Raw genomic sequence first — 25748 nt, 5'->3', positions numbered from 1 at the left:
TATATATTATTTTCACTCAAAACTTCAAAAATCATACTCGATACTTTATACTTCCTTAATGTGCTTCTAACCAATTATTTCCTTCGCCAACTTCCACTAAAAGGGGGACTTCGGTTTTTACAGCGTTTTCCATTTCATGTTTAATGATTTCTTTGGCGGTTTCTACCTCATCATTGGGCGCTTCAAAAAGCAACTCATCATGAACCTGCAAAAGCATTTTGGTTTTGAGGTTTTTTTCCGCGAATTTTTTGTCGATATTTATCATTGCAATTTTAATAATATCCGCCGCACTTCCCTGAATTGGTGCATTTACCGCATTTCTTTCGGCGTGACCTTTTACCACAAAATTTCCGGAATTAATATCTTTTAAATGGCGTCGTCGTCCCAAAAGTGTTTCTACAAAACCGTTTTCACGCGCTTTTTCAACTTGCTCTTTCATGTATTCTTTCAAACGCGGATATGTTTCAAAGTAATTCTCGATCATGGCTTTACTTTCACTTCGGGAAAGTCCAGTTTGTTCGCTGAGACCAAAAGCCGAAACGCCATAAATAATTCCAAAGTTCACTGTTTTTGCCTGTGAACGTTGCAATTTCGTGACTTCATTTAAAGGAATATTAAATAATTTTGCCGCTGTAGAAGCGTGGATATCTTCATTATTTTGAAAGGCTTTCATCATTTCTTTTTCACCAGAAATCTCGGCAATTAACCGTAATTCTATTTGAGAATAATCCGCAGAAATAATTTTTTTTCCTTTCGCAGAAACGAATGCACCACGAATTTGTTGTCCACGTAAAGTACGGATCGGAATATTTTGCAAATTAGGATTGATGCTTGATAATCTTCCCGTAGCCGCGACAGTTTGTGCAAATGTTGTATGAACGCGCTTGTCATTTTTATCAATCTGCAAAGGCAAAGCATCTACATAAGTCGATTTTAATTTTTGATAAGTTCTGTATTCTAAAATATGTTTGATAATTTCATTCTCATGAGACAGTTTCTGCAGAATATCTTCACCTGTTGCGTATTGTCCGGTCTTGGTCTTTTTTGCTTTCGGATCGAGTTTCATTTTGTCAAACAAAACTTCGCCCAACTGTTTGGGGGAATTCATATTAAATTCTTCACCAGATAAACTAAAAATTTCTTTTTCGAGATCTCTTAAATCATTTTCTAAATCTTTACTTTCTTTGGCGAGCCAGTTTTCATCCAAAGAAACGCCTTCCAATTCCATTTTAGCCAAAACTTTAAGCAAAGGAATTTCTATTTCGTAGAATACATTTTCGAGTTTTTCTTTTTTCAATTGCGGCTCAAATAACTGGTACAACTGAAATGTAATATCTGCATTTTCTGCTGCGAAATCGGTCTGGATTTTTAAATCTAAATCTCTGAAATTACTTTGGCTTTTGCCTTTTCCAACTAAAGATTCTAATGTGACAGGTTTGTAATTAAGAAACATTTCTGCTAAATAATCCATTCCGTGGCGACCGTCTGGATTTAGCAAATAATGCGCAATCATCGTGTCAAAAAAGTTTCCTTTTAAATCAAAACCGTAATTTTTTAAAACCTTAAAATCAAATTTTAAATCATGGGAAATTTTTAAAACGTCTTCTTTCTCAAAGAAAGGTCGGAAAATTTCTAAAGTTTTCACTGCTTCTTCCCTATTTTCTGAAATCGGAATGTAATAAGCCAAACCATTTTTATAAGAAAAACTAAGCGCGATTAATTCAGCCGTCATGGCATCTTCTGTTGTGGTGATCGCTTCCAAAGCGACCGCTTTTTGCTTCAATAAATTTTGAACTAAAAAATACTGCGCTTTCGGACCAGAAATTAATTGGTATAAATTATCTTTTTCCGCCAAACTAGATTTTGTAGAAGTGGCTTGATCGAGTTCTTCGAAATTGGCAAAAAGATCTAATTGTCCACTGGTGTTTTTAACTTTTTTAACTTCATTTTCAGCTAAATTTTCAGTGGAAACTTCAGCAGTTTCTTTAAAAGCGCGATATAAGCGCTCGTATAATTGACGAAATTCTATTTCTTCAAAAACGATTTTTGCTTTTTCAAAATCAGGTTCGTCTAAGGTGTAATCTTCATATTTAAAATCAATGGGCGCATCACACAAAATGGTTGCTAATTTTTTAGATAAAATCCCACGTTCAGCAGAATTTTCTACCTTTTCTTTTAATTTTCCTTTAAGTTCGTGCGTGTTTTTAAGTAAGTTTTCAATACTTCCATAATCTTTCAGGAATTTCTTAGCGGTTTTTTCACCAACACCTTCCAAGCCCGGAATATTATCTACGGAATCACCCATCATTGCTAAGAAATCAATGACTTGTTTAGGATCATCAATTTCAAATTTGGCTTTCACTTCTTCTACACCCAAAATCTCGATTTCGCTGCCTTTCATACTTGGCTTGTAAATTTTAATATTTTCGGTAACCAATTGGGCAAAATCTTTATCTGGCGTTACCATAAAAACTTGATAGCCTTTCTCTTCTGCTTTGCAGGCAATGGTGCCGATGACATCGTCTGCTTCATAGCCCTGAACGCCCAAACTTGGAATGTGCATGGCTTCCAAAATTTTATGAATATATGGAATGGCTAGTTTTATAGCTTCTGGAGTTTCACTTCTGTTGGCTTTGTATTCGGGAAAATCGACAGTTCGCACGGTTGCTTCACCAACGTCAAAAACCACTGCCAAATGACCAGGTTTTTCACGTCGGATTAATTCAATTAAAGAATTTGTAAAACCAAAGATGGCAGAAGTGTCAATTCCCTTACTCGTCATTCTCGGACTACGAATCAGAGCGTAATAACCGCGAAAAATCATCGCGTAAGCATCAATTAAATAAAGTTTTTTGTCGGCAGAATTTGTCATCAAGCAAAGATAGAAATTAGAAATGAGATTTTAGTTTTTGGTTTAGAGGATTAAATTGTACACGAAAATAAATGTATTTTAAACAATAATAATAATTCTAAATACAAATTCGTTTAACTTTACTTTATAAATTAATTCAAAATTAATTTTAACTAAAAATTTCTAACTAAAAACTTTTAATCAAACCATGAAAAAACACCTAACGAATGCATTAGTTTGTACTCTACTTTTATTTAATGGATTACTCGCTGCGCAGAAAAAACCAATAATTGACAGTTCATTACTCAAACCTCAAAAATCTCAAACGAAAGGTTCCGTAACTGTAGAAGGAAAATTAATTAATTATGATGCTATTGCCGGAACCCTTATTTTAAAAAATAAAAAAGATTCTGCTACTTGTAGCGTATTTTACACGGCTTATTTTAAATCTGGTTTGACGGATATAAGTAAACGACCCGTGACTTTTATCTATAATGGCGGTCCTGGAAGCGCAACAATTTGGCTGCATATTGGTGCATTTGGCCCGCAACGGGTTTTAACAAACGATACAGAACGCACAATGCCACCATATAAAACGGCAAATAATGATTACAGTTTATTAGATGCAAGTGATCTTGTATTTATCGATGCACCGGGAACGGGCGGGAGCCGCATTATAACCAAAGACAAAGGTGGCGCCGGAACAGGAAAAGATTTTTATGGAATCGATCCAGACGCTAAAGCCTTTTCTTCTTTTATCACAACATTTCTGTCTACTTATAACCGTTGGAATTCACCAAAGTATCTATTTGGCGAAAGTTATGGTACTTTTCGGTCAGCTGTCGTAGCAAATATCCTCGAACAGCAAGGTGTAGATTTAAACGGTGTTATTTTACTTTCGCAACTTTTGAGTTACAATAATATGTCTGACCAAGCAGAAATGGATCCTGGAAATGAATTGCGCTACGAACTTTCTTTACCTTCTTGTGCCGCAACCGCTTGGTATCACAAAAAATTACCTAATCAAAATATTACTTTAGAAGCTTTAGTAAAAGAGGTTGAGGATTTTAGTTTGAATGAATATGCCGTTGCATTAAATAAAGGTGCTCTACTGAAAGGTGCGGAATACGAAAATATTGTTACAAAACTTCACAATTATACTGGATTGCCAGAAGCCTATATTCGAAAAGCCAATCTTCGGATAACGGGACCAGAAATGGAAAAAACGCTTTTAGCAGATGAAGGAAAAGTAACTGGAAGACTTGATACTCGTTTTAAAGGTTATGATATGGATCCTTTAGGGAAAACACCTAGTTATGATCCGCATGGTGCCACATTTGAGGGTGCTTTTATTGGTTCTTTTAATAACTATCTGCGCACCACTTTAAATTATGGTAAAGATTTAGAGTACCATGCTTTCGGTGATGGAATAATTCAGCAATGGGATTTCAGACATTTAGTTCCGGGGTCAGATTCTAACAAAGCAATGTTTGCAAATGTAATGCCTGATTTGGCACGAGCGATGGTATTTAATCCTAAACTAAAAGTGCAATTAAATATGAGTTATTTTGATTTGGGCACCCCATTTTTTGAAGGTATCTATGAAATGCAACATTTACCGATGCCTGTAGAGTTACAAGATAACATTTCCTATCATATTTATAAATCTGGACATATGGTTTATTTAAATATCCCCGCTTTAAAAGACCTTCATGATAATGTTGCAAAATTTATTGGAAATACTAATTAAAAGCAACATTAAATAATTTAAAAAAATGAAAAATTACTTAATAATTCTAAGCCTACTTTTTTTTGGGCTGAATTTTAAAGCCCAGAACTCTGCAGAAATCAAATATGGGGACCATGCAAAAGCTGGAAATTATTTTGATAATCGGGGTTTTAAAATGTATTATGAAACTTATGGCCAGGGAGAACCACTTCTAATTATCCATGGTAATGGCGGAAGTATTAATAATTTTTCTAATCAAATCCCTTACTTTTCTAAAAATTATCAAGTTATTCTCGCAGACAGCAGAGCGCAGGGAAAATCTATCGACCCAAGCGATTCTTTAAGCTATGAAATGATGACTGATGATTTGAACGCACTTTTAGATCATCTTCATTTAAAATCCTGCTATGTTATTGGTTGGAGTGATGGCGGAATTAATGGTTTGTTATTGGCAATTCGGCATCCTGATAAAGTGAAAAAACTCGCGGTGACAGGCGCAAATCTTACACCAGACGATTCTGCAGTTGATCCTTATATTCATAAATGGGCAAAATCTTTAAGTGATTCTATCAATAAATTACCGCTTACATCAGAAGTAAAAACGAATCGTAAATTATTTAATTTACTTGCAAATGAGCCGCACATTTCCGTCAAAGACTTACAAAAAATACAATGTCCGGTTTTGGTAATTGGTGGTGACCACGATGTAATTAGAACTGAACATACGATGTTGATCGCAAACTCAATCCCAAAATCTTATTTATGGATTTTGCCAAATAGCGGTCATTCTACACCAATTGTTTATAAAGATTTATTTAATGAAACGGTCAATGATTTTTTTGTAAAACCTTACCGCAAGATAGAAGGTTTGGATAGGTTGAGGTAATTTTATTTACTAGAAAACTATAAAAAACTTAAATAAGTCTGGTGGAAACTTGGCTTATTTTTTTTAAAAAATTGTTGAAACTTTAAATTATCTGGGTTAATAAAGTTTCAATTTTTGTAATTTTGCGCTTAATGATTTCAACAGAATTAAATTTACGAACCGTAACTGTTACGCGCTATATTTTGCCTTTACGTGAAGGCGGTTCATTGCCAGCATTAGCAGAAGCCGACGATGATTTTAAATATGTTTTAAAATTCCGCGGTGCGGGTCATGGCGTAAAAATGTTGATTTCAGAATTAATAGGTGGTGAACTTGCAAGGTTTCTTGGTTTAAAAATGCCCGAATTGGTTTTCGCGAATTTAGATGAGAACTTCGGAAGAACTGAAGCCGACGAAGAAATTCAGGATTTATTAAAAGGAAGTACAGGTTTAAATTTAGCCATGCATTTTCTTTCTGGCGCCATTAATTTTGACGCTTCAGTAATGGACATTGACGCAGAAACTGCATCGAAAATTGTTTGGCTGGATGCTTTTTTAACAAATATTGATCGAACGTTTCGCAATACAAATATGCTAATTTGGAATCGCGAATTATGGTTAATAGATTTTGGTGCATCATTGTACTTTCATCATTCTTGGGATGGTTGGGAAGAAAAAGCAAAAACACCTTTTACTTTAATTAAAGACCACGTTTTATTAAATAAAGCAACAGAATTAAGTAAAATTGATAAAGAATTTAAATCAAAAATTACACCTGAAATTTTATATACGATCGTCAATTTAATTCCTGATGAGTGGCTTCAATGGCGAGATACACAACTTTCACCGGAAGAGATAAAAAAGGTGTACGTTGAGTTTTTAAGCATTCGGCTTGAGAATTCTGAAATATTTATAAAAACGGCGGAAGATGCAAGAGTTTAAACTTTACGAATACGCTGTGATCCGCGCTCTGCCAAAAGTGGAGCGAGAAGAATTCTTTAATGTGGGATTAATTTTGTTTAGTAAAAAAGAAAAATATATTCACTGTGACTATTTTTTAAATAAAGAAAAATTAACGCACTTCTTTTCACGAGAAATTTTGGAAGATTTAGAAATTAATTTAAAATCATTCCTGCATATTGCAAAGGGAGAAGAATGTGGTGGAAATATTGCAATGTTAGAAATTCCGGAAAGATTTCGTTGGCTAAATGCGGTCCGAAGTTCTTGTTTACAAACTTCAAGACCACATGTTGGTTTAAGTCAAAATTTAGACAAAACATTTGAAAGATTATTTCAAGAATTGGTTTTGTGAGTTGAATTAAGAAATATATTTAAATCTGCAACAAAAAATATTATCAAAAAATTAAATGACAAATAAAAAAATACCAAGAATATTAATTACTGGCGCAACGGGACAAGTAGGGGGTAAAACGTTACAAATTCTTCTTAAAAATACTGATGTAACCGTAGTTGCAGCCGTAAGATCTGCCGAAAAAGCAAAAATTATTTAAGAACAAGGGATTGCGACAGCTATTTTAGATTTTGATAACGCTCACACGCATTTACCTGCTTTCGAAGGAATAGATGTCATGTTTATGGCAACAGGTTATACTGTTGATATGCTTGCGTAAAGCAAAGTAATGGCGGATAACGCAAAAAAAGCGGGCATAAAACATATAGTTCATTCAGGAGCTTGTGGACCAGTTGACGCAAAAGTTTGACACCGGGTTTGGCATCAATTGGTAGAACGATCTTGGCTTTTCTTTCCCCATCTTCGTCCGAAGGATTTTATGCAAAACCTATTAAGTTACGACAGTGATAAGGCAACAAAAGGAGGAATAATTAACGGATATGCTAGTGACTCAATATAAAGTTGGGTTGACGCAGATGATGTGGCCAAAGTTACAGCGATTACTTTGAGCCAGCCACAATTGCATAATGGCAAAACTTACCGATTAAGTGCAGATGCAAAAACTTTTTATGAGAATACTGAATTGATGACCTCTATTGTTGGTAAACCTTTTAAACATGAACCATTATCGCCTCAAACTTTCATTGAAAAAATGTGGGAAAATGGCATTGAAATGTCATATATGAATTGCGTAGGAAAACATTGGAAAATGCATGCAAATGGCGAAATTCCAGGAGCAAGTGAAACATTTGAAAATATCTTAGGAATAACAGGTCAGGCGTCTGTTAAATGAATTGACTTCATTAGAAAGCATAAGGCTCAATAAGATTACTAAATATTACTTTCTAAAAATTTCAGATTTATAATACAGTAACTTGTATTTGCTAAATATTAAAAAAAGCACCATTTTAAAAATGGTGCTTTCTAATTTTCTATTAGCTTTTGCCTTTTCCAAAAAGCCAAATAATGACTGCTGCAACTGCAACTACGACGATAATTCCCCACCACATCCCGGCTTTAAAAACATCTCCAATCACTGCGCAACTTTGCAAACTGCCTAATGTCACTAAAACTAAACTTAATAATGCGAATTTTTTCATAGCAATTATTTTAAACGTTAATTATTTTGTTAGAAAAATTTTAACAAATAACTTGCCATTAAATATTCACTTAAAAAAATTTTAAAAAATTTTATGGATATGGTGCTACAGTAACTTCTAAGCCCTCTAATTGAGCTGTAATCGGAATTTGACAACCTAGCCTGCTATTTTCAAGCACGTGATAAGCTTCACCTAGCATTGCATCTTCTTCCGCTTCCATTTCAGGTAGATTAAAATTATTTTTTACATAAACCTGACAAGACGCGCACATTGCCATTCCACCGCAAACGCCGACTGTACCTTCGTCCGCGATCTCGTAAGAGCGAATTACTTCCATTAAATTCATTGACATATCAGTCGGAACAACTACTTCGTGAAGTTTTCCGTTTCTGTCTGTAATTTTTAGATTAATGTCTTGCATGGCTAAGCGAAATATTTATTGAGGTAAATTAGTCAATTTTCATCACAACTGCTTTTTCAGCTTCTTTTCTGGTCCCATCAAAACCATCTACTCCACTCACAGTTGTATATTTTAGAACATATTTTTTACCAGGATTTAAGCGGTTATAAACACTTTGACACATCATTGTAGCTTCATGAAAACCGCATAAAATTAATTTTAGTTTTCCTGGATAAGTGTTTACATCGCCTATTGCGTAAACCCCATCAATATTCGTCTGGTAGTCTAAAGCGTTGTTAACTTTGATCGCATTTTTTTCAATTTCTAAACCCCAATTTGCGATTGCACCTAATTTCGGCGTCAAGCCAAAAAGTGGAATAAAGAAATCCGTTTCTATATCTATAATTTCTTCATTGGACTTAATCGTAATTCCATTTATGTGAGTGTCACCTTTCAGACCTACAACTTCTGCAGGAGTAATTAACTTGATTTTTCCAGAATCCTTTAGAGCCTGAACTTTTTCTACAGAATCCAAGGCGCCACGAAATTCATTTCTGCGGTGAATTAAAGTGACATCAGTTGCAATATCAGATAAGAAAATTGCCCAATCCAACGCAGAATCTCCACCACCAGCAATCACAATTTTTTTATTTCTAAAATGTTCAGGTTCCTTTACAAAATATTCTACACCATTTTCTTCAAACTTTTCAATATTTTCCAAAGTTGGTTTTCTTGGTTCAAAAGTTCCCAAACCACCTGCAATTGCTACAGCTTTTGCGTGGTGAACTGTTCCTTTATTGGTAGTAATTTCAAAAGTGCCGTCTTCTAATTTAGAGATTGTTTCAGCAGTTTCCCCCAAAGTAAAACCTGGTTGAAATTGTTTGATCTGTTCCATTAAATTATCAACTAACTCCCCCGCATTCACCGTTGGATAACCAGGAATATCAAAGATTGGTTTTTTTGGATAAAGCTCAGTTAATTGCCCGCCAGGTTGTGGAAGTGCATCGATGAGATGGCATTTCATCTTAAGTAGACCTGCTTCAAATACGGCAAATAGCCCGGTTGGTCCGGCTCCAATAATTAATAAATCTGTGCTAATCATTTAATAGTATATTTAACTTAAAACTAATGTCGCAAATTTACTAAATTTTATAAGAAAGACCGCTGACAAATATCACTCAAAATTATGATTTACTGGCACAGTATGGCAGAATTAAATGATTGTTTTAATTTGGCAATGTATTTGTAAAATCACATCTATGAAAAAATTTTTAAGCATAATAACGTTTTTAGCGTTTACGCTTACTTTCGCGCAGATGGATAATATAAACTCCGGCGAACAGTTGATATACAGAATTCATTACGGATTTCTGAATGCCGGAACTGCAAAACTGACTTCATTAAAAACAAATTACGATAATGTCCCCCATTTTTATGTGAAAGGTGAAGGAAAAACCACGGGCGCAGTCCGTGCTTTTTTTAAAGTTGATGATATCTACGAAAGTTTTATAAATATTTCAACAGGTTTACCTAGTTTTTACGTGCGAAATGTGCATGAAGGTAATTATACTCAACATTTTGAAAGTGTTTTTAACCACCGAAACCAAACTGTAATTTTAACTGATAAAGAAAATGTTGCAAATGGCTCCAAAATTATCAAAACTGTGAAAGGAGTTCAGGATATGTTGTCGGCCTTTTATTATTTGAGAAGTTTGGATTCACTGCTGTTAAAACCTGGAGCAGTTATAAAAATTAATATCTGGATCGATAAGTCGCTTTTTCCCTTTCAGTTAAAAGTAATGGGAACAGAAGATTTAAAAACAAAATTTGGAACTGTAAACTGTCTTAAAATTATTCCGTCTGTTATCAGCGGCAGGGTTTTTAAAGACAACGAGAGCGTAACTATGTGGGTTACAAACGACCAAAATCACCTACCAATTGCATTAAAAGCAGATTTAGCGGTCGGATCACTTAAAGCAGATATTGACGGTTTTAAAAATGTAAAGTATCCGCTTAATTTTTCAAAGTAATGTCTTTTGCATAATGACAAAAAAGCCGATATTTGCTCGATTTTTTAAATTAATTTAAAAAATTTCTGCAAATTATTGTCTTTATTTAAAACCATGGAATGAAATTTTTCACGATCCTAACCTTATGCATTATATCTGTCACTTCTTTTGCCCAAAAAAAGGGCGAAGACAGTATATTCAGAAAAAGAATCAATGCTGTCAAAATTAATTCTTCAGTTAAAATAGATGGGATTTTAGATGAAGAAGTGTGGCAAAATGCGCAAGTCGCTAAAAATTTCGTCGAGAAAGATCCTGAAAACGGAAAACCAGAAGATCCAGCTTTTCGGACGGAAGTAAAAATTTTGTACGATGATACCGGAATTTATTTTGGCGCAAAAATGTATGATCCTGAACCTTCTAAAATTTCAAAAGAACTTGTAGAACGTGATCATATTGGTAATGATGATTATTTTAATGTTTTAATTAACGGTTATAACGACAAACAGCAAAGTTTAGAATTTACACTGATGCCCACGGGAGTGCAATTTGATGCAAAACTGACCACAGATTATGGTGAAGACACCAACTGGAGCGGCGTTTGGTATAGCGCAGCAAAAATAGAAAATGATGGGTGGACTGTAGAGATGAAAATTCCTTATTCAGAATTGCGTTTTCCTAAGAAGGATATTCAGGAGTGGGGAGTGAATTTTGTGCGGTTTATACGTAGAAAAAAAATAAAAGCAAGCTGGAATTTCGTTGATAATAAAAAAGGTTCGTTTACGCTTTACGATGGTATTTTAAATGGTATTGAAAACATAAAACCTCCTTTACGTCTTTCTTTTCTTCCGTATTTTTCCACTTACATCAATAATTACAACAATAAAACGACCACAAGTGTAAACGGCGGAATGGACGTAAAATATGGCATCAATGATGCTTTCACTTTAGACACCACACTGATTCCAGATTTCGGACAAACAGCCTTTGATGATAACACCTTAAATTTAAGCCCATTTGAACAGCAGTTTGCAGAAAAACGTGCGTTCTTCACGGAGGGCACGGAATTATTTAGCAAAGGAAACTTATTTTATTCCAGGCGTGTGGGAGATTATCCCTCCCGAAATCCTAATTTAGGAACCGATGAAACTTTGGTTGGAAGCATCCAAAAAGTAAAGTTATTAAATGCTACCAAAATATCTGGACGCACCAATTCTGGTTTGGGAATAGGTTTTTTTAATGGCGTAACAGAAAAAACCGATGTCGATATATCAAACAATTTAACCGGAATCACGCGGAAAGAGACGCTAGAACCTCTGACAAATTATAATGTGATTGTCTTAGATCAGCGCTTTAATGGAAATTCTTCTGTCTCTTTAATTAATACCAACGTGACGCGTGCCGGTGATTTCAGAGACGCAAATGCAACCGCACTTTTACTGAATTTGACAGATAAAAAAAATAAATATAAAATATTTGGTGGTTTTAAAGGAAGCTATGTGAAAGATGGCACCCCCACTTTTGGCACCGACATCAACGGAGGTGTTGGCAAAATTTTTGGAAAAAGCAGATATTCTTTTGACTTTGAAGCCATTTCAAAAAACTACAACATTGATGATTTAGGTTATACTGGAGAAACAAATTTTATTAACACGCATGCAAAATATAAATATAGTCTTTTGCAGCCTAATGAAAAATTTAACAACATAAACTGGAATCTTGACTTTAATTATGCCAGAAGATTAGATACAGATTTATTTAAAGCTTTTACAATCCATACCGATATTGGATTTTTAGATAAAAAATTCCGCAACTATGGCGGCGGTTTGCTGATCACTCCACTTGGTGAAAATGATTTATATGAACCCAGAACTTTTGGTAAATATTTGTTCAGGCCAGCATTCGTTAATCCATTTTTTTATTTTAGTTCAGACAACCGTAAAAAACTCACCTATTATTTTTCATTTGATTATTATATTTACTTTCAAAAAGAAATCCAAAGAATAAATAATGAAATTGATCTAGGTTACAGATTATCAGATCATTTTTCATTACATTATACAGGTAATTATAACATTAGTAATTATGAACAGGGATTCGTGGGAAGAGCTAATGATAATATTTACTTAGGCACGCGGGACAGAGCTACAATTATAAACAGTATCACATCTCAATATACGTTGAACAATAAAATGGCATTTAGTTTTAGCCTGAGGCACTATTATTCTGAGGTTACTTACAATAAATTTGGAATTTTACAAGATAACGGACGCGTTTCTCAGGTTAATAATTTTACTAGTAATAATCGAACCTATAATGCTTGGAATGTGGATTTGCGTTACTCTTGGTATTTCGCACCTGGAAGTCAATTGACTTTGCTTTATCAGAATGCATCCCAAAATAATTTAAATTATTCTAAAATAGACTTTAAAAATAATTTTAAAAATTTATTTAATGAGCCAATGAATAATACATTAAGTTTAAAAATAACTTACTATATCGATTATAGTTCTGTGCGAAAACTTTTAAAATTAAAAGTTACGTAACGACATAAAAATTTATATTTTTCTTTAATGTAATGTTTTATCAGTGGCAGTTGTCTTACTTTAAAAGCAATACATGAAACTCTTTTATTTAATTTCCACCTGTTTCTTTTGTCAATTTACTTTCAGTCAAAAAAAAGAAAATGACAGTATAATTCGGAAAGAAATTACGGCTATTAAAACTTCACAAGCACCAAAAATCGACGGCCTTTTAGATGATGAAGTGTGGAAAAATGTTCCGATTGCGAAAAATTTCGTAGAATTTCAACCAGAAAATGGAAAATCAGAAGCACAAGAATTTAGAACTGAAGTGAAAATTTTATACGATGATACCGCACTTTACATTAGTGCGATGATGTATGATCCGGAACCAGGTAAAATTTCAAAAGAATTGGTAGAGCGTGATAATGTTGGAAATGATGATTTTTTTGATTTCTTAATAAATGGTTATAATGACAGGCAGCAAAGTTTAGAATTTATTGTTATGCCTAGTGGCGTTCAGGTTGACGCAAAACTTACTAATGATAACGAAGATGGAAACTGGAGCGCAGTTTGGTTTAGCGCTGCAAAAATAAATGAAAATGGATGGTCGTTAGAAATGAAAATACCTTTTTCTGAACTGCGGTTTCCAAAAAAAGATATTCAAAAATGGGGAATAAATTTCATAAGATTTACCCGCAGAAACAAAGTAAAGACCACCTGGAATTTTGTAGATAATAAAAAAAATTCGCTGTTACTTTTTGATGGAGTTTTAAATGGTATCAAAAACATAAACACCCCTGTAAGATTATCTTTTTTGCCCTACTTTTCTACTTATTTAAATAATTACAACCACAAAAATACAGCAAGTGTGAATGGTGGAATGGATGTAAAATATGGTCTTAATGACGCTTTTACGTTAGACACGACCTTAATACCTGATTTTGGACAAACCGCTTTTGACGATAATGTTTTAAATCTCGGACCTTTTGAACAGCAATTTTCTGAAAAAAGATCTTTTTTTACTGAAGGCACAGAATTATTCAGTAAAGGAAACTTATTTTATTCCAGGCGTGTGGGAGATTATCCTTCGAGAAATCCCAATTTAAGTAATAATGAAAGTGTAGTTGGAGGTATTCAAAAAGTAAAACTTTTAAATGCAACGAAAATCTCTGGAAGAACAAATAAAGGCTTGGGAATTGGTTTTTTTAATGGAATTACGAAAAAAACAGATGTGGATATCACTAACAATATTACTGGAGCAATCCGGACAGAAACTTTAGAACCGCTTGCAAATTACAACGTTATTGTTCTCGACCAACGTTTTAATGGAAATTCTTCAGTTTCTTTTATAAACACAAATGTAACGCGTGCGGGAAATTTTCGTGATGCGAATGCAACAGCGCTTTTAGTAAATTTAACAGATAAAAAAAATGAGTACAACGTTTATGGGGATTTAAAAGGCAGTTATGTGAAAGATGGCAGCAAAATATTTGGAACAGACATTTCTACAGGTGCGGGAAAAATATTTGGTAAAAGTCAATACTCATTTGATTTTGAGTCCATATCAAAAAATTATAATATTGATGATTTAGGCTATACCGGAGCTACCAATTTTTATAACTTTCATGGTTATTACGGTTATCACCTTTTGCAACCTAATAAAAGTTTTAATAACATCAACTGGAATAACAATATTAATTACTCAAGAAGAATAGATACAGATCTTTTTAAATCTCTGGATTATCAAAGTAATCTTAATTTACAGGATAAAAAATTTAGAAATTATACTTTTGGGCTTCACGTATATCCAATTGGTGCAAATGATCTTTATGAGCCTAGACAATTTGGAAAATATCTTTTTATTCCGGCAAATATAAATCCATATGTCTATTTTAATTCTGACAACCGCAAAAAATTGACGTATAATTTTGGAATAGATTACTATATGTACGACCAAACGGGAAGAAATAGGATGTATAATGAACTGGGTTTTAAATATCGTTTTTCAGACCATTTTTCACTCGGTTATCAAGGAACTTCAAACATCAGCAATCAAGAAAAAGGTTTTGCGGGAAATCAAAATTCTAACATTTATATAGGCACCAGAGATAGAAATACTTTTACAAACAGCCTTACTTCGCAATACACTTTAAATAACAAAATGTCTCTTAGTTTTACTTTGCGCCATTATTACACGGAGGTTAATTACAAAAGTTTTGGAATTTTACAGGATAATGGTCGCGTTTCTGAAATTGATAATTACACTAAAAATAACCAAACTTACAATTCCTGGAATATAGATCTTCGTTATTCATGGTATTTCGCACCGGGAAGCCAGCTTACTTTGCTTTATCAAAATGCAGTTCAAAATGATTTAGATTATTCTAGAATTAATCTTAGAAATAATTTTAAAGATTTATTTAATGAGCCGATCAATAATACTTTGAGTTTGAAAATTACTTATTATATTGATTATAATTCGGTTAAAAAGTTACTGAAAAAAGGTTGATCCCAATTTAAGACAAAATATTCCCGCGCTTAAAAATATTGTTACTGGCAATAGCAAAAAGAATTAATATTCAAAAAGAATACTTCCCCAAGTAAAACCGCTGCCAAAAGCTGATAAACAGACAAGATCGCCCCGCTTTACTTTTCCTTGTTCTATCGCCTCACTTAAAGCTAAAGGAATTGAAGCGGCAGTTGTGTTACCATATTTTTGAATATTATTAAATATTTTTTCTTCTGGTAGGTTTAATTTCTTCTGAACGAACTGAGCAATTCTAAGGTTTGCCTGATGTGGAATAAACATATCTAAATCTTCCAAAGTTTTTCCTGCTTTGCCTAAAACCTCCATAATTGTTTCTGGGAAGCGCGTTACGGCATGTTTGAAGACAAAGTTACCGTTCATTACAGGATAAATTTCTTCAGGAGTTATGACGCCAGGTTCCAATAGTGTTCTGTCACTCCATCCAAATTTTGAACCTGGGAATTTCGTACATAATTCTTCGGCGTATTTTCCTTCAGAATGTAAATTTGTAGCCAAAATTCCGTTCTTATTTTCGTCATTTGAAGCAGATAATATAACAGCGCCAGCTCCGTCGCCAAAAATAATAGAAACACCTCTGCCAGCATCAGAAAAATCCAGACCAAAAGAATGAACTTCGGCGCCTACAACCAATATATTTTTATATTCGCCTGCTTTTATAAAGGCATTTGCAACACTCATCGCATAAACAAACCCAGAACATTGGTTTCTAACATCTAACGCACCAATAGTATCACAACCCAACAATTCCTGAATTAAAACGCCACAACCGGGAAAAAAATAATCTGGACTTAAGGTTGCGAACACAATAAAATCTAAATCCTTTGCGGTTAAATTTGCATTTTTTAAAGCATTTTCTGCGGCTTTAAAACCTAGAAACGCCGTCGTTTCTTCGGAATCATTTCTGTTTTTGCGGTGGTGTCTTTGTTTTATTCCGGTTCTTTCTGTGATCCATTCATCATTTGTAGACATTAATTTTGACAAATCATCGTTGGTTACTATATTTTCTGGCACATAATGTCCGATCCCGGCTATAAGACTTTTAAGCATTCCTTTTCAATTTATAGCAAAATTAAGTTTTTTGGATTTACAATAAAAAATTTATGCCTTAAAAAAATAAAATTTTACCAAATTTTACATGTAAAAACTAGATTTATTAATAGCTGAAAACTACAGCCCGACCTGAGTGAAGCTCTTTTTGTAAGGAGGAACGGCGAACAAAAAAGCGGGAACGGAGGGCGGAAAAGCTGCCCAATAAAAAATAGATTTTAAATTAGGCAAATGTCGACTACAAAAAATTATACGAAAGCATTCTGCAAAGTCAAAAAACTACCTAAAAATAATTATTTTAAAGAAGACTTTTTATATTAAATTTGCGAAATGGCGATAGAAATTTTTCTCAAAAACGAACACTGTGAATGGATCGACGTTGTAGCACCAACTTCTGAGGATCTAAAATTTATCCACGAACGCTATTCAATAAACCACTTACTTTTAGAAGATACGATAGACGCCAATCATCTTCCAAAATTTGAAAAGGTAGATGATGTGATGTTTTATCTGATGCGTGAGAATACGGAACTTGAACGCACAAATCTCAACAGCATCAGCGACGTAAGTACTAAACTTGGTATGTTTATTTTTGAAAAAACAATTATCACCGTTCATAGGATGAAAAACCGAAGTGTGCAGGAAACGAAAGTGGAAGCCGGAAAAAGATCAGAGGCGATAAGGAAGGAAGATATTGCACTTCTCTTGGGTATGAAAGTCCTTAAATCTTATGATAATGAAGGCAGTCATTTGCTGGAAATTCTGGAGACAATGGAAGACCAAATTTTTCTTAGAAATTCCCACGACTCAAACCAGATCCGCAGACTTTATAAATTAAAAAGAAAAGCCGGACTCAATACCAGAATTCTAAATATTTCTGCTGACTGGGTTGATAAGTTTAAATTATTAGATCTGATGGATTCTGAAGTAGTTGATCTTAAAGACAAACACAAAGATGTGATTGCAGATTTTGATCATCTGAATGCGCAGGTTACCAATTTAATTTCAATGTTTATTGCACTTTCAGATCAAAAGGCCAATCAGGTTATGAAGCTTTTGGCAATATTTTCTGTGTATTTTTTACCCATCACCTTCATTGCGGGAGTTTATGGAATGAATTTTGAAATAATGCCGGAACTTCATCTAAAACATGGCTATTATTATGTTTTAGGACTAATGCTCACGATTGAGATCATCATTTTTATGTATATGCGAAGTAAAAAATGGTAATGTCAACGAATTACAAAGAATTATGTCGGTACTTGAAATCTTCTCAAATCTACTTCCTCCATCAATGGTTGAGCAATTTCAATAAAATTAAAGAGATCTTTTGCAAAATAATTTCCATTTAAAATCCCACGCGCACCCAAACCATTTAAAACGTACAGCGTTTTATATTTCTCATGTCTACCCAAGATCGGTCTTCTGTCTTCCACAGTTGCCCGAAAGGCGAAATTTATACCTGTCACTTCGTACTTATTTTCATAAAAGTCCTCGAGAGATTTTTTTAAATCATTTAATGAATCCTGATTGATTTTATTTTCGAGATGGTCGCGGTCATGCGTCCCGCCGTAATAATATTTACCTTTAGACATTGGGAAAAGAAAATACTTCTTCTTAAAAGTTTTATTACCCAAAGATTCTGATAGTTTAAGATTTAACTGATGACCTTTGTTAGGAATTAAAGGAATATCTTTAAAAAACGGATTATTTCTAACTGCGATTCCCTCAGCAAAAACGATTTGTTTAAATTTTATATTCTGATAAATATTGTCTTCTAAATTAACCTCTTCATACTTAAAAAATTCATTTATAAAAGAATTGGTAGATTTTAAATAAGAGAAAATATCTGAAAAAAAACCTTCAACATTTAATCTTCCCGATTGTAAAACTTCACCAGTTTTAAAAGGATTTTTTACAGTTTCTAAAGTGTCAAAATTAGGGCTAAGAAAAGGAATAAGATCTTCTCTTTTACTTTTATTTAACCAAACTTCCCGTTCCATCTCATCATGTAAAATTCTATGAATTGGTTCATTTATCCAATAATTTTTACCTGTGTAATTTTCAATTTCCTTTAAAGTTTCCTGCAAAGCATTAATCTGTTCCTGCGCCAACCAAAACCGCGTAAAACGTTTTAAAACCAAAGGATTTATTATACCCGCGGAAATGTGTGAGGCAGCCTTTTCACCGCCGGAGAAAAGCAAAAAAGTTTTCTTATTTCTTATGAGTTGATGCGCAAAGAACAAAGCAGCATAACCATCGCCGACGATTATGTAATCTATATTTCGTATAAGGGAATTATTACCGATTTCAAAAGTCATAAATGATGTACACTTGGTTTAGTTTAATAAAGTTTGCTAAGCGCTATTTTATACAAAGAAAAAAACCTGAGCAAATTTACTCAGGTTTTTTTTAAATAATTTTACTTGTTTTTAATAAGACCACATATCGTTCTCCATCTGTAAAATCTGGTTTTTGATACGGTCACTTTCATCCAATTGTGCCTGCGCATCCTTTGGAATATAATCTTTTATAACTCCATTTCCTAGACCATTATCAACTTTATAGATAATTGAGGAGAAACGGCGCGCATTCAGAATATCGTCATAGCTCACATTTGTAGACAAGTTTTTATTGTTGAACACTATGTTATTAGCTAAAACTTGACGTGCGGCGGGATAATATACCCAAAATAGATCAATCAATTCATCTTTGGAAGCTATAGGTTTACCATCAGGTCCGTATTGACCCATGGTAGAAGGATCCTGGCCCATAGCACAAATACCTAGAAGACGGTATTTCATTTCACCATCTCTTTTGTCTATGTACCACATTCCTTTAATTTTTAAAAGCTTTACATTTTCAGTTTTAGTTTCATAAATGTTGGTATTTTCTTTTAGCTGATCAGCAGTAAGTTTACCATTTTGATTAATTAAATCTGTTCCCGCATCGCTTAGCTGGGAATGACTGGTTCTCGCCTTAATTGCTTCTGCACTCAATCTTGTAGTGAAAAGCTCATCATCATAAACTTCTTTAATTGATCCATCATTTATGGCATCTAAAAGAATTTGATACAAAGATTTATTTTGAGATACTAAACCATCTTCATTATGATAAAAAGGTTGATTCAGTTTTTCATTTAAATCTAAAATCTCCCACGTAACCATACTTTTTAGAATGTCTTTGTCTTCAATGAAACCGTATTTTAACGGATCAATTTTTGTGGAAACCATCGAGTCCCCGCGTTTTATCATACCTAAATCTCTATACTTTCTGAAAGATTCCGGCGATTTTGCATTTAATATGGACATTGAATTGATGGGCTCATCCGGAACTACCGCCGCTGCGGGAGTTACATCAACATTAGCTGCAGCCTGAGCATTACCCGTATCTGCACTCATGTCAACTTTTGGCTGAACAGCCTTCGTAGTTTTTACCTTTCTCTTCGACGTTTTTTTTCTTTTTTGGGCATTTAACCCTAAAAAACTTAAAGCTAAAAGCAGAAATAATATCTTTCTCATTTTTTAGAAACTTATATTTTTATTTAAAACGCAATTACTGTACGTTTATTACAACAGGTGGAATTTGTTTTAATACTTGACTTCCCAAACCTGTAGCGGTTGCTGAAATATTATAAATATATGCAACGTCCCCATTTCTTAAATTCTTGGTTAAACCTGCTACTCCACTAAGTGAATTTCCATTCACCAATAAAGCTGCCCGACCAGGAACTTTAAACATAAAACTGTTCACTGTAAAACTCACCGGGAAATCAAAATCAGGCATCACTGCACTCACTTTTTGATTTGGGATTGAGCTCGCAGGCATCGAAACCACAGATTTACCCTGAACTTCACCAACTGGCGGCGGAATATTTTTAATTCTGAAAGGGAATGACTGCGATATAGTTTTGCCCTTAGAATCTTTACCAGAAATTGTAAGACTAACCGTTGAACCACCTCCTGGCGTTACCGTCCATTTCCCTTTTCCACCACTTACAGAAGCACCTGGCGCTGAAAGTGAAAGTCCAGATGTGTCAGCACCTAATATAGATCCAGTAATTGGATTTCCTAAACCTCTGTATAAGACATTCATCTTGTCAGCAGATAATAAGGCTCCTGCTTGTGCTTTTAATTCATTAACACCAGAAACCACATTATAAATTTGGCTGTAAGGCAGATTATGAATTACCCCTTTAACATCAGTAAATGAAATATTTCCGGAAAAATTTCTTTGTCCAATTTCTCCTGTTGGTAAATTTGTAACACCCTGACCATTCGTAACTGTTAAACCTGGCATTGATAAACCAGGAACAGAATTAGAATAATTACCTATAGACACTTTTGCAACTGCAGTTTCACCTTGTACTACTTGTGTTGGTGCTGAGACTATTGCTTGATAAGCATCAAATTTAATATCTGCATCAATTTTTTCCTGCAACATTAAAGATAATGCATCACCCTGAATACCTCTTACAGACGATTGAATCACTTCCATATTAGAGAGGGCAGCAATTAATGGCTGATTATAAAATTTATACTGAATCCAGTTTTTACCTTTAATTTTAGCAGGTAACACTGTTAACATTTGTGCATTAGCTCTCTGAACAACACTACTCATACTCTTATTACCACCGAAAGTTTGATTTACAAAAGTTCTAAAATCATTGATCTGATCCTGAACTTCTTTTGCTTTTTTCGAAGGAGAATTTTCATCACCATCTGAAAAAAACATCTTGGTAGAAGGTTCCGTATTGTTTAATGCTGTGAAATTCTCTTCCACCGTTTGATTTGGATCGGAATTAAATTCAGCATCTTTTTTTAACTCCAGTTTTATCCCCTCTAAATTACTCACTAATAAATCAGCTTTAGCTTTCAATTTAAGATAATTTTCCTGAGGAATCTGAAAATTTTCAGGAGAATTTTGAGCTTTTGCTTTTAAAGTTGTCTCAAAAATTTTATTATTATTCTGAGTTAAAGTTCTTGTATCTTGTAAAGACTGATTCGTATCCTGATAGGATCTGATGATTTCCTGATCGATTGTCATTGCTAACATTGCAATGAAAACCAAATACATCAGGTTGATCATCTTCTGACGAGGGGTTTGTTTTCCTTGAGCCATTTAAATAAAGATTATACGTTACTAATTAAAAATAAGGGAAAACTAAGCTTTCATTGCGTTTAACATACCGCCGTAAACTCTATTAAGATTGTTTAGATTAGAAGTAAGGCCTTGTAATTCAGTATTGAAGTTATCAGAATGCTGCGCAGACTTTTCCATATCTTCAATGTATTTTTTGCTATATTCAGACTGCGTTCTTCCGTGTTCTAATTGTAGTGCATAAAGGGCATTCATACTTTCCAAATGAGAAGAAGCTAAAACTAGTTGGTCATTGTATTTTTGAGTGGATGCAGAAACATCTACAGTTTCATTAATTTTCTGAACAGAATCTGAAAATTTATCTAAACCGGATTTTAATCTTTCAAATAATGAAACATCTAAATTAGCGTCGGCTAACATTTTATCTAATTTATCAGAAAGTGAAACATTCAAATCATTATCAGAATAGGCAACATTTTTACGAGGGGCGGCAGCTGCGTCAGCGTCCAATAATTCTGGATAAACATTTTCCCAAGCATATGACTCTTCAGAGCGTGGAGTATCAAATGCAAATACAACGAAAATAATGGCCTCAGTTATCAAACCAATTGCTAAAGTCACATTACCGGAAAGAGGACCTAAATGCCAGTGAGTCATCTTAAATAATGCACCAACAATAACGATTGCAGCCCCAATAGAGTAGATAAAGTTATATAAAGCTTCCTTTGTTTTGAACATATTCTAAAAAGTTTATTTAGTTATTTTAATTATTTGGTTTTCTTTCTATATTTAGCAGTTCCCTCGGGGATATCTTGTACCGTTCTAAATCCTATATAACTTCTTGCAGAATCTTTTCTTTCCCAATCTCTGTATCCTGTCATTAATAGATAAGAAACATCCTTCCACGATCCACCTCTTACTGATTTTTTAACATCTCTATACGCTTGATTGGATAAATAAGGATTTAGAGTTGAAGAAAACTGGTAGGTAGAATTGCTGTAAGGTGACTCTGTCCACTCGGAAACGTTTCCAGCCATATCGAACAAGCCGAAGTTATTTTTTGCAAACGATTTTACTGGCGCAGTGTAGGTATAACCTTTTGTTTTGCCATCTGTCGACTCTAAATAATCACCACGTTTCGGTTTAAAATTAGCTAAATAACAACCTCGATCATCCTGCAGATAAGGACCACCCCACGGATAAGTTGCATTTTCTATACCTCCTTTTGCGGCATATTCCCATTCAGCTTCTGTTGGTAATCGAAAAGCCATTGCTTTTTGTTTTTTCTTTTTTAAACTTTCGTTATAATCAGATTTCAATTTAGATTTAAAATTACAGAAAGCTCTTGCCTGATCCCAAGTAATACCAACTACCGGATAATTTTTATAAGCATTGTGCCAAAAATAACCATCATAAAGCGGTTCATTATAAGCGTAGTTGAAGTCTTTCACCCACACAGTTGTATCTGGGTAAATTGCAATACTTTCTTTCTTTAAATATTTGGTCCCACGGCCCTTATCTTTAATGGCAGCTTCTACATCTTCCCACTGATAAGCATATTTAAGTTTACTGGCATCAATAACTCTTTCGTTATTTACTCTTTTTGCCAGTGGCAAATACATTGACTCCATTACCTCGGCATATTTAGCATCCGGGTAACTTGATGTATTGTAAGTTAGAGGCACGCTCCAATCTAGTCTCTTAGATTCATTATAACCATCTCTACCACCTTGAGATTCCAAAAATTCTTGATAAGGTGTAGCTGTATTACCAACTTTCTTTGCTAAATAAGCATAATCACCAATACCCGTTCCATTTCCGGTTCCACCACCATCACCAGCAGCTTCAGCTAGTAAACTGCGTGCAATAGAATCCTTCACATAGTTTATAAACACCCGGTATTCAGAATTTGTGATCTCCGTCTCATCCATAAAAAAGGAAGATACTGTTACGGTTTTTAAAGGGGCTTTTTCTGGTGAGTTGGTAAAATCTTGATCAGCCATACCCATCACGAATGAACCTGCTGGAATTGCGACCATTCCATAGGGTCTTTCTGCAACGAAACTTTTAGATTTTTCACGCGATACAAGTTCACCCTTAGTTTTGGAACCAGGTTTGCCGGCACGGGAGTTTCCGCCTTTGCCGCACGAAATTATTATCGTTGTAGTTAATAGTAAAAGAAATATTCTTTTCATGCTATTCTTTGAAATTAAGCGGTAAATATATAATTTTTTTAAAAACAATTTAGAATTTTTAAAAGGAACGAAAAAAACAAATTAATATTTTGTAATTCGCTTGTTTTTTATTCAACTGTGACAGATTTTGCTAAATTTCTTGGTTGATCAACATTTGCACCACGATAAACTGCAATATAATACGCGAGCAATTGTAACGGAACCGAAGCAATAATTGGCGAAAAACATTCTGATGTTTCTGGAAACTCTATTACATAATCTGCCATTCGTGCTACCTGCACATCACCTTTATTTACTAAAGCAATTACTTTGCCTTTTCTTGCTTTTATTTCTTGTACATTGCTAACCACCTTGTCATAATGACCCGGTTTAGGTGCAATAATCACAATCGGCATGTTTTCATCAATCAAAGCGATGGGCCCATGTTTCATTTCTGCTGCGGGATAGCCCTCTGCATGAATGTATGAGATTTCCTTTAATTTTAATGCGCCCTCTAATGCTGCAGGAAAATTATACCCTCTTCCAAGATACAAGAAATTTTGAGCTTTTACGAAATCTTTCGCAATTTCTTTTACTAAATCATTCGTTGTGCTTAGCACTTCTTCTACTTTTTTAGGTAGCGCATCAAGCTCAGTAATTAGTCGCATAAATTCAACATTGCTCAAATTGCCATTATGCTTGCCTAATTTTAAAGCAATTAAGGAAAGAATAGTAAGCTGGGAAGTGAAGGCTTTTGTGGAAGCTACACCAATTTCTGGACCTGCGTGCGTATAAGCACCGGCATCCGTAAATCTCGAGATAGAAGAATCCACAACGTTGCAAATTCCAAAAACGAAAGCGCCTTTTTCTTTTGCCAATTTTATTGCGGCCATCGTATCAGCAGTCTCACCTGATTGTGAGATGGCAATAACCACATCTTTACTAGTTATGATCGGGTTTCTATATCTAAATTCTGACGCATACTCTACCTCAACAGGGATTCTTGCGAATTCTTCAATTAAATATTCACCAATTAAACCGGCATGCCAAGAAGTGCCGCAGGCAATAATAATAATTCTTTCTGCTTTATTTAATCTTTCTAAATTATCCCATATTCCAGCCATTTTTATAATACCTTCATCAACAAGCAATCTACCACGTAAAGTATCATGAATTGATTTTGGTTGTTCAAAAATTTCTTTTAGCATGAAATGTTCATAGCCTCCTTTTTCGATTTGCTCTAAACTTAATTTTAATTCCTGAATTGCCGGTGTGATCTTAACGTTGTCTTTAATATTTCTAATGTCAACACCGTTTTCTAAAGAAATAATGGCCATATGACCCTCTTCTAAATAAACAGCTTCTTTTGTAAATTCAACAAATGGGGAGGCATCAGATGCTATAAAATATTCACCATCACCTAAACCAATAGCTAAAGGAGAACCAAGTCTTCCGACAACTAAAACACCTGGATAATCTTCATGCATTACAGTAATTGCATAAGCCCCGTAAACTTCGTTGAGAGCATATCTTACCGCTGTAGGAAAATCTAAAGAGCTATCATTATTCATGAAATACTCAATTAAATTAACCAAAATTTCAGTATCAGTTTCAGATTTAAAAGTAAAGCCTTTTCCCGATAGCATTGTTTTTATAGTATCATAATTCTCAATAATACCATTATGAACTAGGGCTATTTTATTATTGTTGGAATTGTGTGGATGAGAATTTCTATCACTCGGCACACCATGTGTGGCCCATCTGGTATGTCCCATACCTGTATGTGAAACTCCTTTTAAATTACCAGAAATTTTAACTAAATCTTCTACTTTTCCTTTAGTTTTAGATGTGTGAAGTTTGTGTTGATCATCTTCCACAACTATTCCAGCACTGTCGTATCCTCTATATTCTAGTCGGCGCAAACCATTAATTACTATATTATAAGAATCCTGAAATCCTGTGTATCCTACAATTCCACACATATTATTCTGTT

Annotated in this window: 21 protein-coding genes; 10 read left to right on the top strand and 11 right to left on the bottom strand. The window is 34.1% G+C overall.

The window, feature by feature from the left end:
• Positions 1-55: 55 nt before the first annotated feature.
• Positions 56-2872: a DNA polymerase I gene (gene polA / locus ACVBED_RS07355; protein WP_447121228.1), complete on the bottom strand. Its 2817-nt coding sequence runs from the start codon at positions 2870-2872 to the stop codon at positions 56-58.
• A gap of 187 nt (positions 2873-3059) precedes the next feature.
• Between polA and ACVBED_RS07350 the strand changes: the two genes are divergently transcribed.
• The 6 genes from ACVBED_RS07350 to ACVBED_RS07325 all read left to right on the top strand — a co-directional run bounded on the left by ACVBED_RS07350 (position 3060) and on the right by ACVBED_RS07325 (position 7648).
• On the top strand, positions 3060-4601 hold the full coding sequence (locus tag ACVBED_RS07350; RefSeq protein WP_447121227.1) for a S10 family peptidase: 1542 nt from the start codon (positions 3060-3062) through the stop codon (positions 4599-4601).
• Between the two features lie 25 nt (positions 4602-4626).
• Positions 4627-5466, top strand: coding sequence for an alpha/beta fold hydrolase (locus ACVBED_RS07345; protein ID WP_447121226.1), 840 nt, complete (start codon positions 4627-4629; stop codon positions 5464-5466).
• Positions 5467-5600: 134 nt separating this feature from the next.
• Positions 5601-6386 carry a HipA family kinase gene (locus tag ACVBED_RS07340; RefSeq protein WP_447121248.1) on the top strand — a complete coding sequence of 262 codons (786 nt, stop codon included), beginning with the start codon at positions 5601-5603 and terminating at the stop codon, positions 6384-6386.
• Positions 6373-6756 (top strand): DUF3037 domain-containing protein, encoded by a 384-nt coding sequence (locus ACVBED_RS07335; protein WP_447121225.1) that lies wholly within the window; start codon positions 6373-6375, stop codon positions 6754-6756. The genes ACVBED_RS07340 and ACVBED_RS07335 overlap by 14 nt, the downstream gene beginning before the upstream one ends.
• A gap of 55 nt (positions 6757-6811) precedes the next feature.
• Positions 6812-6955, top strand: a complete 144-nt coding sequence (locus ACVBED_RS07330) for a hypothetical protein (RefSeq protein WP_447121224.1) — start codon at positions 6812-6814, stop codon at positions 6953-6955.
• A 381-nt stretch (positions 6956-7336) separates the two neighbouring features.
• Positions 7337-7648: a hypothetical protein gene (locus ACVBED_RS07325; protein WP_447121223.1), complete on the top strand. Its 312-nt coding sequence runs from the start codon at positions 7337-7339 to the stop codon at positions 7646-7648.
• 142 nt (positions 7649-7790) lie between these two features.
• On the opposite strand, the gene ACVBED_RS07320 is transcribed toward ACVBED_RS07325, so the two are convergent.
• From ACVBED_RS07320 to ACVBED_RS07310, 3 genes are all read right to left on the bottom strand, one after another.
• Positions 7791-7955: a phosphatidate cytidylyltransferase gene (locus ACVBED_RS07320; RefSeq protein WP_447121221.1), complete on the bottom strand. Its 165-nt coding sequence runs from the start codon at positions 7953-7955 to the stop codon at positions 7791-7793.
• Between the two features lie 91 nt (positions 7956-8046).
• A complete protein-coding gene (locus ACVBED_RS07315; RefSeq protein WP_447121220.1) occupies positions 8047-8376 on the bottom strand; it encodes a 2Fe-2S iron-sulfur cluster-binding family protein in 330 nt (109 codons plus the stop codon).
• 28 nt (positions 8377-8404) lie between these two features.
• Positions 8405-9457, bottom strand: coding sequence for an NAD(P)/FAD-dependent oxidoreductase (locus ACVBED_RS07310; RefSeq protein ID WP_447121219.1), 1053 nt, complete (start codon positions 9455-9457; stop codon positions 8405-8407).
• Positions 9458-9614: 157 nt separating this feature from the next.
• Between ACVBED_RS07310 and ACVBED_RS07305 the strand changes: the two genes are divergently transcribed.
• The 3 genes from ACVBED_RS07305 (at position 9615) to ACVBED_RS07295 (ending at position 15395) form a co-directional block, all read left to right on the top strand.
• Positions 9615-10385 (top strand): DUF3108 domain-containing protein, encoded by a 771-nt coding sequence (locus tag ACVBED_RS07305; RefSeq protein ID WP_447121218.1) that lies wholly within the window; start codon positions 9615-9617, stop codon positions 10383-10385.
• 98 nt (positions 10386-10483) lie between these two features.
• Positions 10484-12907: a DUF5916 domain-containing protein gene (locus tag ACVBED_RS07300; protein ID WP_473094773.1), complete on the top strand. Its 2424-nt coding sequence runs from the start codon at positions 10484-10486 to the stop codon at positions 12905-12907.
• 73 nt (positions 12908-12980) lie between these two features.
• On the top strand, positions 12981-15395 hold the full coding sequence (locus ACVBED_RS07295; RefSeq protein WP_447121215.1) for a DUF5916 domain-containing protein: 2415 nt from the start codon (positions 12981-12983) through the stop codon (positions 15393-15395).
• A gap of 63 nt (positions 15396-15458) precedes the next feature.
• On the opposite strand, the gene ACVBED_RS07290 is transcribed toward ACVBED_RS07295, so the two are convergent.
• Positions 15459-16481: a 3-oxoacyl-ACP synthase III family protein gene (locus tag ACVBED_RS07290; RefSeq protein WP_447121214.1), complete on the bottom strand. Its 1023-nt coding sequence runs from the start codon at positions 16479-16481 to the stop codon at positions 15459-15461.
• 330 nt (positions 16482-16811) lie between these two features.
• Between ACVBED_RS07290 and ACVBED_RS07285 the strand changes: the two genes are divergently transcribed.
• Positions 16812-17711 carry a CorA family divalent cation transporter gene (locus ACVBED_RS07285; RefSeq protein ID WP_447121212.1) on the top strand — a complete coding sequence of 300 codons (900 nt, stop codon included), beginning with the start codon at positions 16812-16814 and terminating at the stop codon, positions 17709-17711.
• 20 nt (positions 17712-17731) lie between these two features.
• Here the strand turns inward: ACVBED_RS07285 and ACVBED_RS07280 are convergent, their stop codons facing one another.
• The 6 genes from ACVBED_RS07280 to glmS all read right to left on the bottom strand — a co-directional run bounded on the left by ACVBED_RS07280 (position 17732) and on the right by glmS (position 25737).
• Positions 17732-18802, bottom strand: coding sequence for an NAD(P)/FAD-dependent oxidoreductase (locus ACVBED_RS07280; protein ID WP_447121211.1), 1071 nt, complete (start codon positions 18800-18802; stop codon positions 17732-17734).
• A gap of 111 nt (positions 18803-18913) precedes the next feature.
• Positions 18914-19792 (bottom strand): type IX secretion system ring subunit PorN/GldN, encoded by an 879-nt coding sequence (gene porN, locus ACVBED_RS07275; protein ID WP_447121247.1) that lies wholly within the window; start codon positions 19790-19792, stop codon positions 18914-18916.
• Positions 19793-20036: 244 nt separating this feature from the next.
• The gene (gene porM / locus ACVBED_RS07270; RefSeq protein ID WP_447121210.1) at positions 20037-21602 is read right to left on the bottom strand and encodes a type IX secretion system motor protein PorM/GldM; all 1566 of its coding nucleotides are present in this window, start codon (positions 21600-21602) and stop codon (positions 20037-20039) included.
• 42 nt (positions 21603-21644) lie between these two features.
• Positions 21645-22319, bottom strand: a complete 675-nt coding sequence (porL, locus tag ACVBED_RS07265; protein WP_447121209.1) for a type IX secretion system motor protein PorL/GldL — start codon at positions 22317-22319, stop codon at positions 21645-21647.
• Between the two features lie 29 nt (positions 22320-22348).
• Positions 22349-23776, bottom strand: coding sequence for a T9SS ring complex lipoprotein PorK/GldK (gene porK / locus ACVBED_RS07260; protein ID WP_447121208.1), 1428 nt, complete (start codon positions 23774-23776; stop codon positions 22349-22351).
• Positions 23777-23883: 107 nt separating this feature from the next.
• Positions 23884-25737, bottom strand: coding sequence for a glutamine--fructose-6-phosphate transaminase (isomerizing) (gene glmS, locus ACVBED_RS07255; protein WP_447121207.1), 1854 nt, complete (start codon positions 25735-25737; stop codon positions 23884-23886).
• Between the last annotated feature and the right edge of the window lie 11 nt (positions 25738-25748).

Source organism: Halpernia sp. GG3 (genome assembly GCF_052976925.2).
The sequence above is the reverse complement of the archived record's forward strand: the minus strand, read 5'-3'. Positions and strand labels throughout refer to the sequence as shown.

What these genes read in the sequence shown, in the direction of transcription:
- polA (WP_447121228.1), bottom strand. Translation starts at nt 2,872, where the DNA reads ATGACAAATTCTGCCGACAAAAAACTTTATTTAATTGATGCTTACGCG.
- ACVBED_RS07350 (WP_447121227.1), top strand. Translation starts at nt 3,060, where the DNA reads ATGAAAAAACACCTAACGAATGCATTAGTTTGTACTCTACTTTTATTT.
- ACVBED_RS07345 (WP_447121226.1), top strand. Translation starts at nt 4,627, where the DNA reads ATGAAAAATTACTTAATAATTCTAAGCCTACTTTTTTTTGGGCTGAAT.
- ACVBED_RS07335 (WP_447121225.1), top strand. Translation starts at nt 6,373, where the DNA reads ATGCAAGAGTTTAAACTTTACGAATACGCTGTGATCCGCGCTCTGCCA.
- ACVBED_RS07330 (WP_447121224.1), top strand. Translation starts at nt 6,812, where the DNA reads ATGACAAATAAAAAAATACCAAGAATATTAATTACTGGCGCAACGGGA.
- ACVBED_RS07320 (WP_447121221.1), bottom strand. Translation starts at nt 7,955, where the DNA reads ATGAAAAAATTCGCATTATTAAGTTTAGTTTTAGTGACATTAGGCAGT.
- ACVBED_RS07315 (WP_447121220.1), bottom strand. Translation starts at nt 8,376, where the DNA reads ATGCAAGACATTAATCTAAAAATTACAGACAGAAACGGAAAACTTCAC.
- ACVBED_RS07310 (WP_447121219.1), bottom strand. Translation starts at nt 9,457, where the DNA reads ATGATTAGCACAGATTTATTAATTATTGGAGCCGGACCAACCGGGCTA.
- ACVBED_RS07305 (WP_447121218.1), top strand. Translation starts at nt 9,615, where the DNA reads ATGAAAAAATTTTTAAGCATAATAACGTTTTTAGCGTTTACGCTTACT.
- ACVBED_RS07300 (WP_473094773.1), top strand. Translation starts at nt 10,484, where the DNA reads ATGAAATTTTTCACGATCCTAACCTTATGCATTATATCTGTCACTTCT.
- ACVBED_RS07295 (WP_447121215.1), top strand. Translation starts at nt 12,981, where the DNA reads ATGAAACTCTTTTATTTAATTTCCACCTGTTTCTTTTGTCAATTTACT.
- ACVBED_RS07290 (WP_447121214.1), bottom strand. Translation starts at nt 16,481, where the DNA reads ATGCTTAAAAGTCTTATAGCCGGGATCGGACATTATGTGCCAGAAAAT.
- ACVBED_RS07285 (WP_447121212.1), top strand. Translation starts at nt 16,812, where the DNA reads ATGGCGATAGAAATTTTTCTCAAAAACGAACACTGTGAATGGATCGAC.
- ACVBED_RS07280 (WP_447121211.1), bottom strand. Translation starts at nt 18,802, where the DNA reads ATGACTTTTGAAATCGGTAATAATTCCCTTATACGAAATATAGATTAC.
- porN (WP_447121247.1), bottom strand. Translation starts at nt 19,792, where the DNA reads ATGTCCATATTAAATGCAAAATCGCCGGAATCTTTCAGAAAGTATAGA.
- porM (WP_447121210.1), bottom strand. Translation starts at nt 21,602, where the DNA reads ATGGCTCAAGGAAAACAAACCCCTCGTCAGAAGATGATCAACCTGATG.
- porL (WP_447121209.1), bottom strand. Translation starts at nt 22,319, where the DNA reads ATGTTCAAAACAAAGGAAGCTTTATATAACTTTATCTACTCTATTGGG.
- porK (WP_447121208.1), bottom strand. Translation starts at nt 23,776, where the DNA reads ATGAAAAGAATATTTCTTTTACTATTAACTACAACGATAATAATTTCG.
- glmS (WP_447121207.1), bottom strand. Translation starts at nt 25,737, where the DNA reads ATGTGTGGAATTGTAGGATACACAGGATTTCAGGATTCTTATAATATA.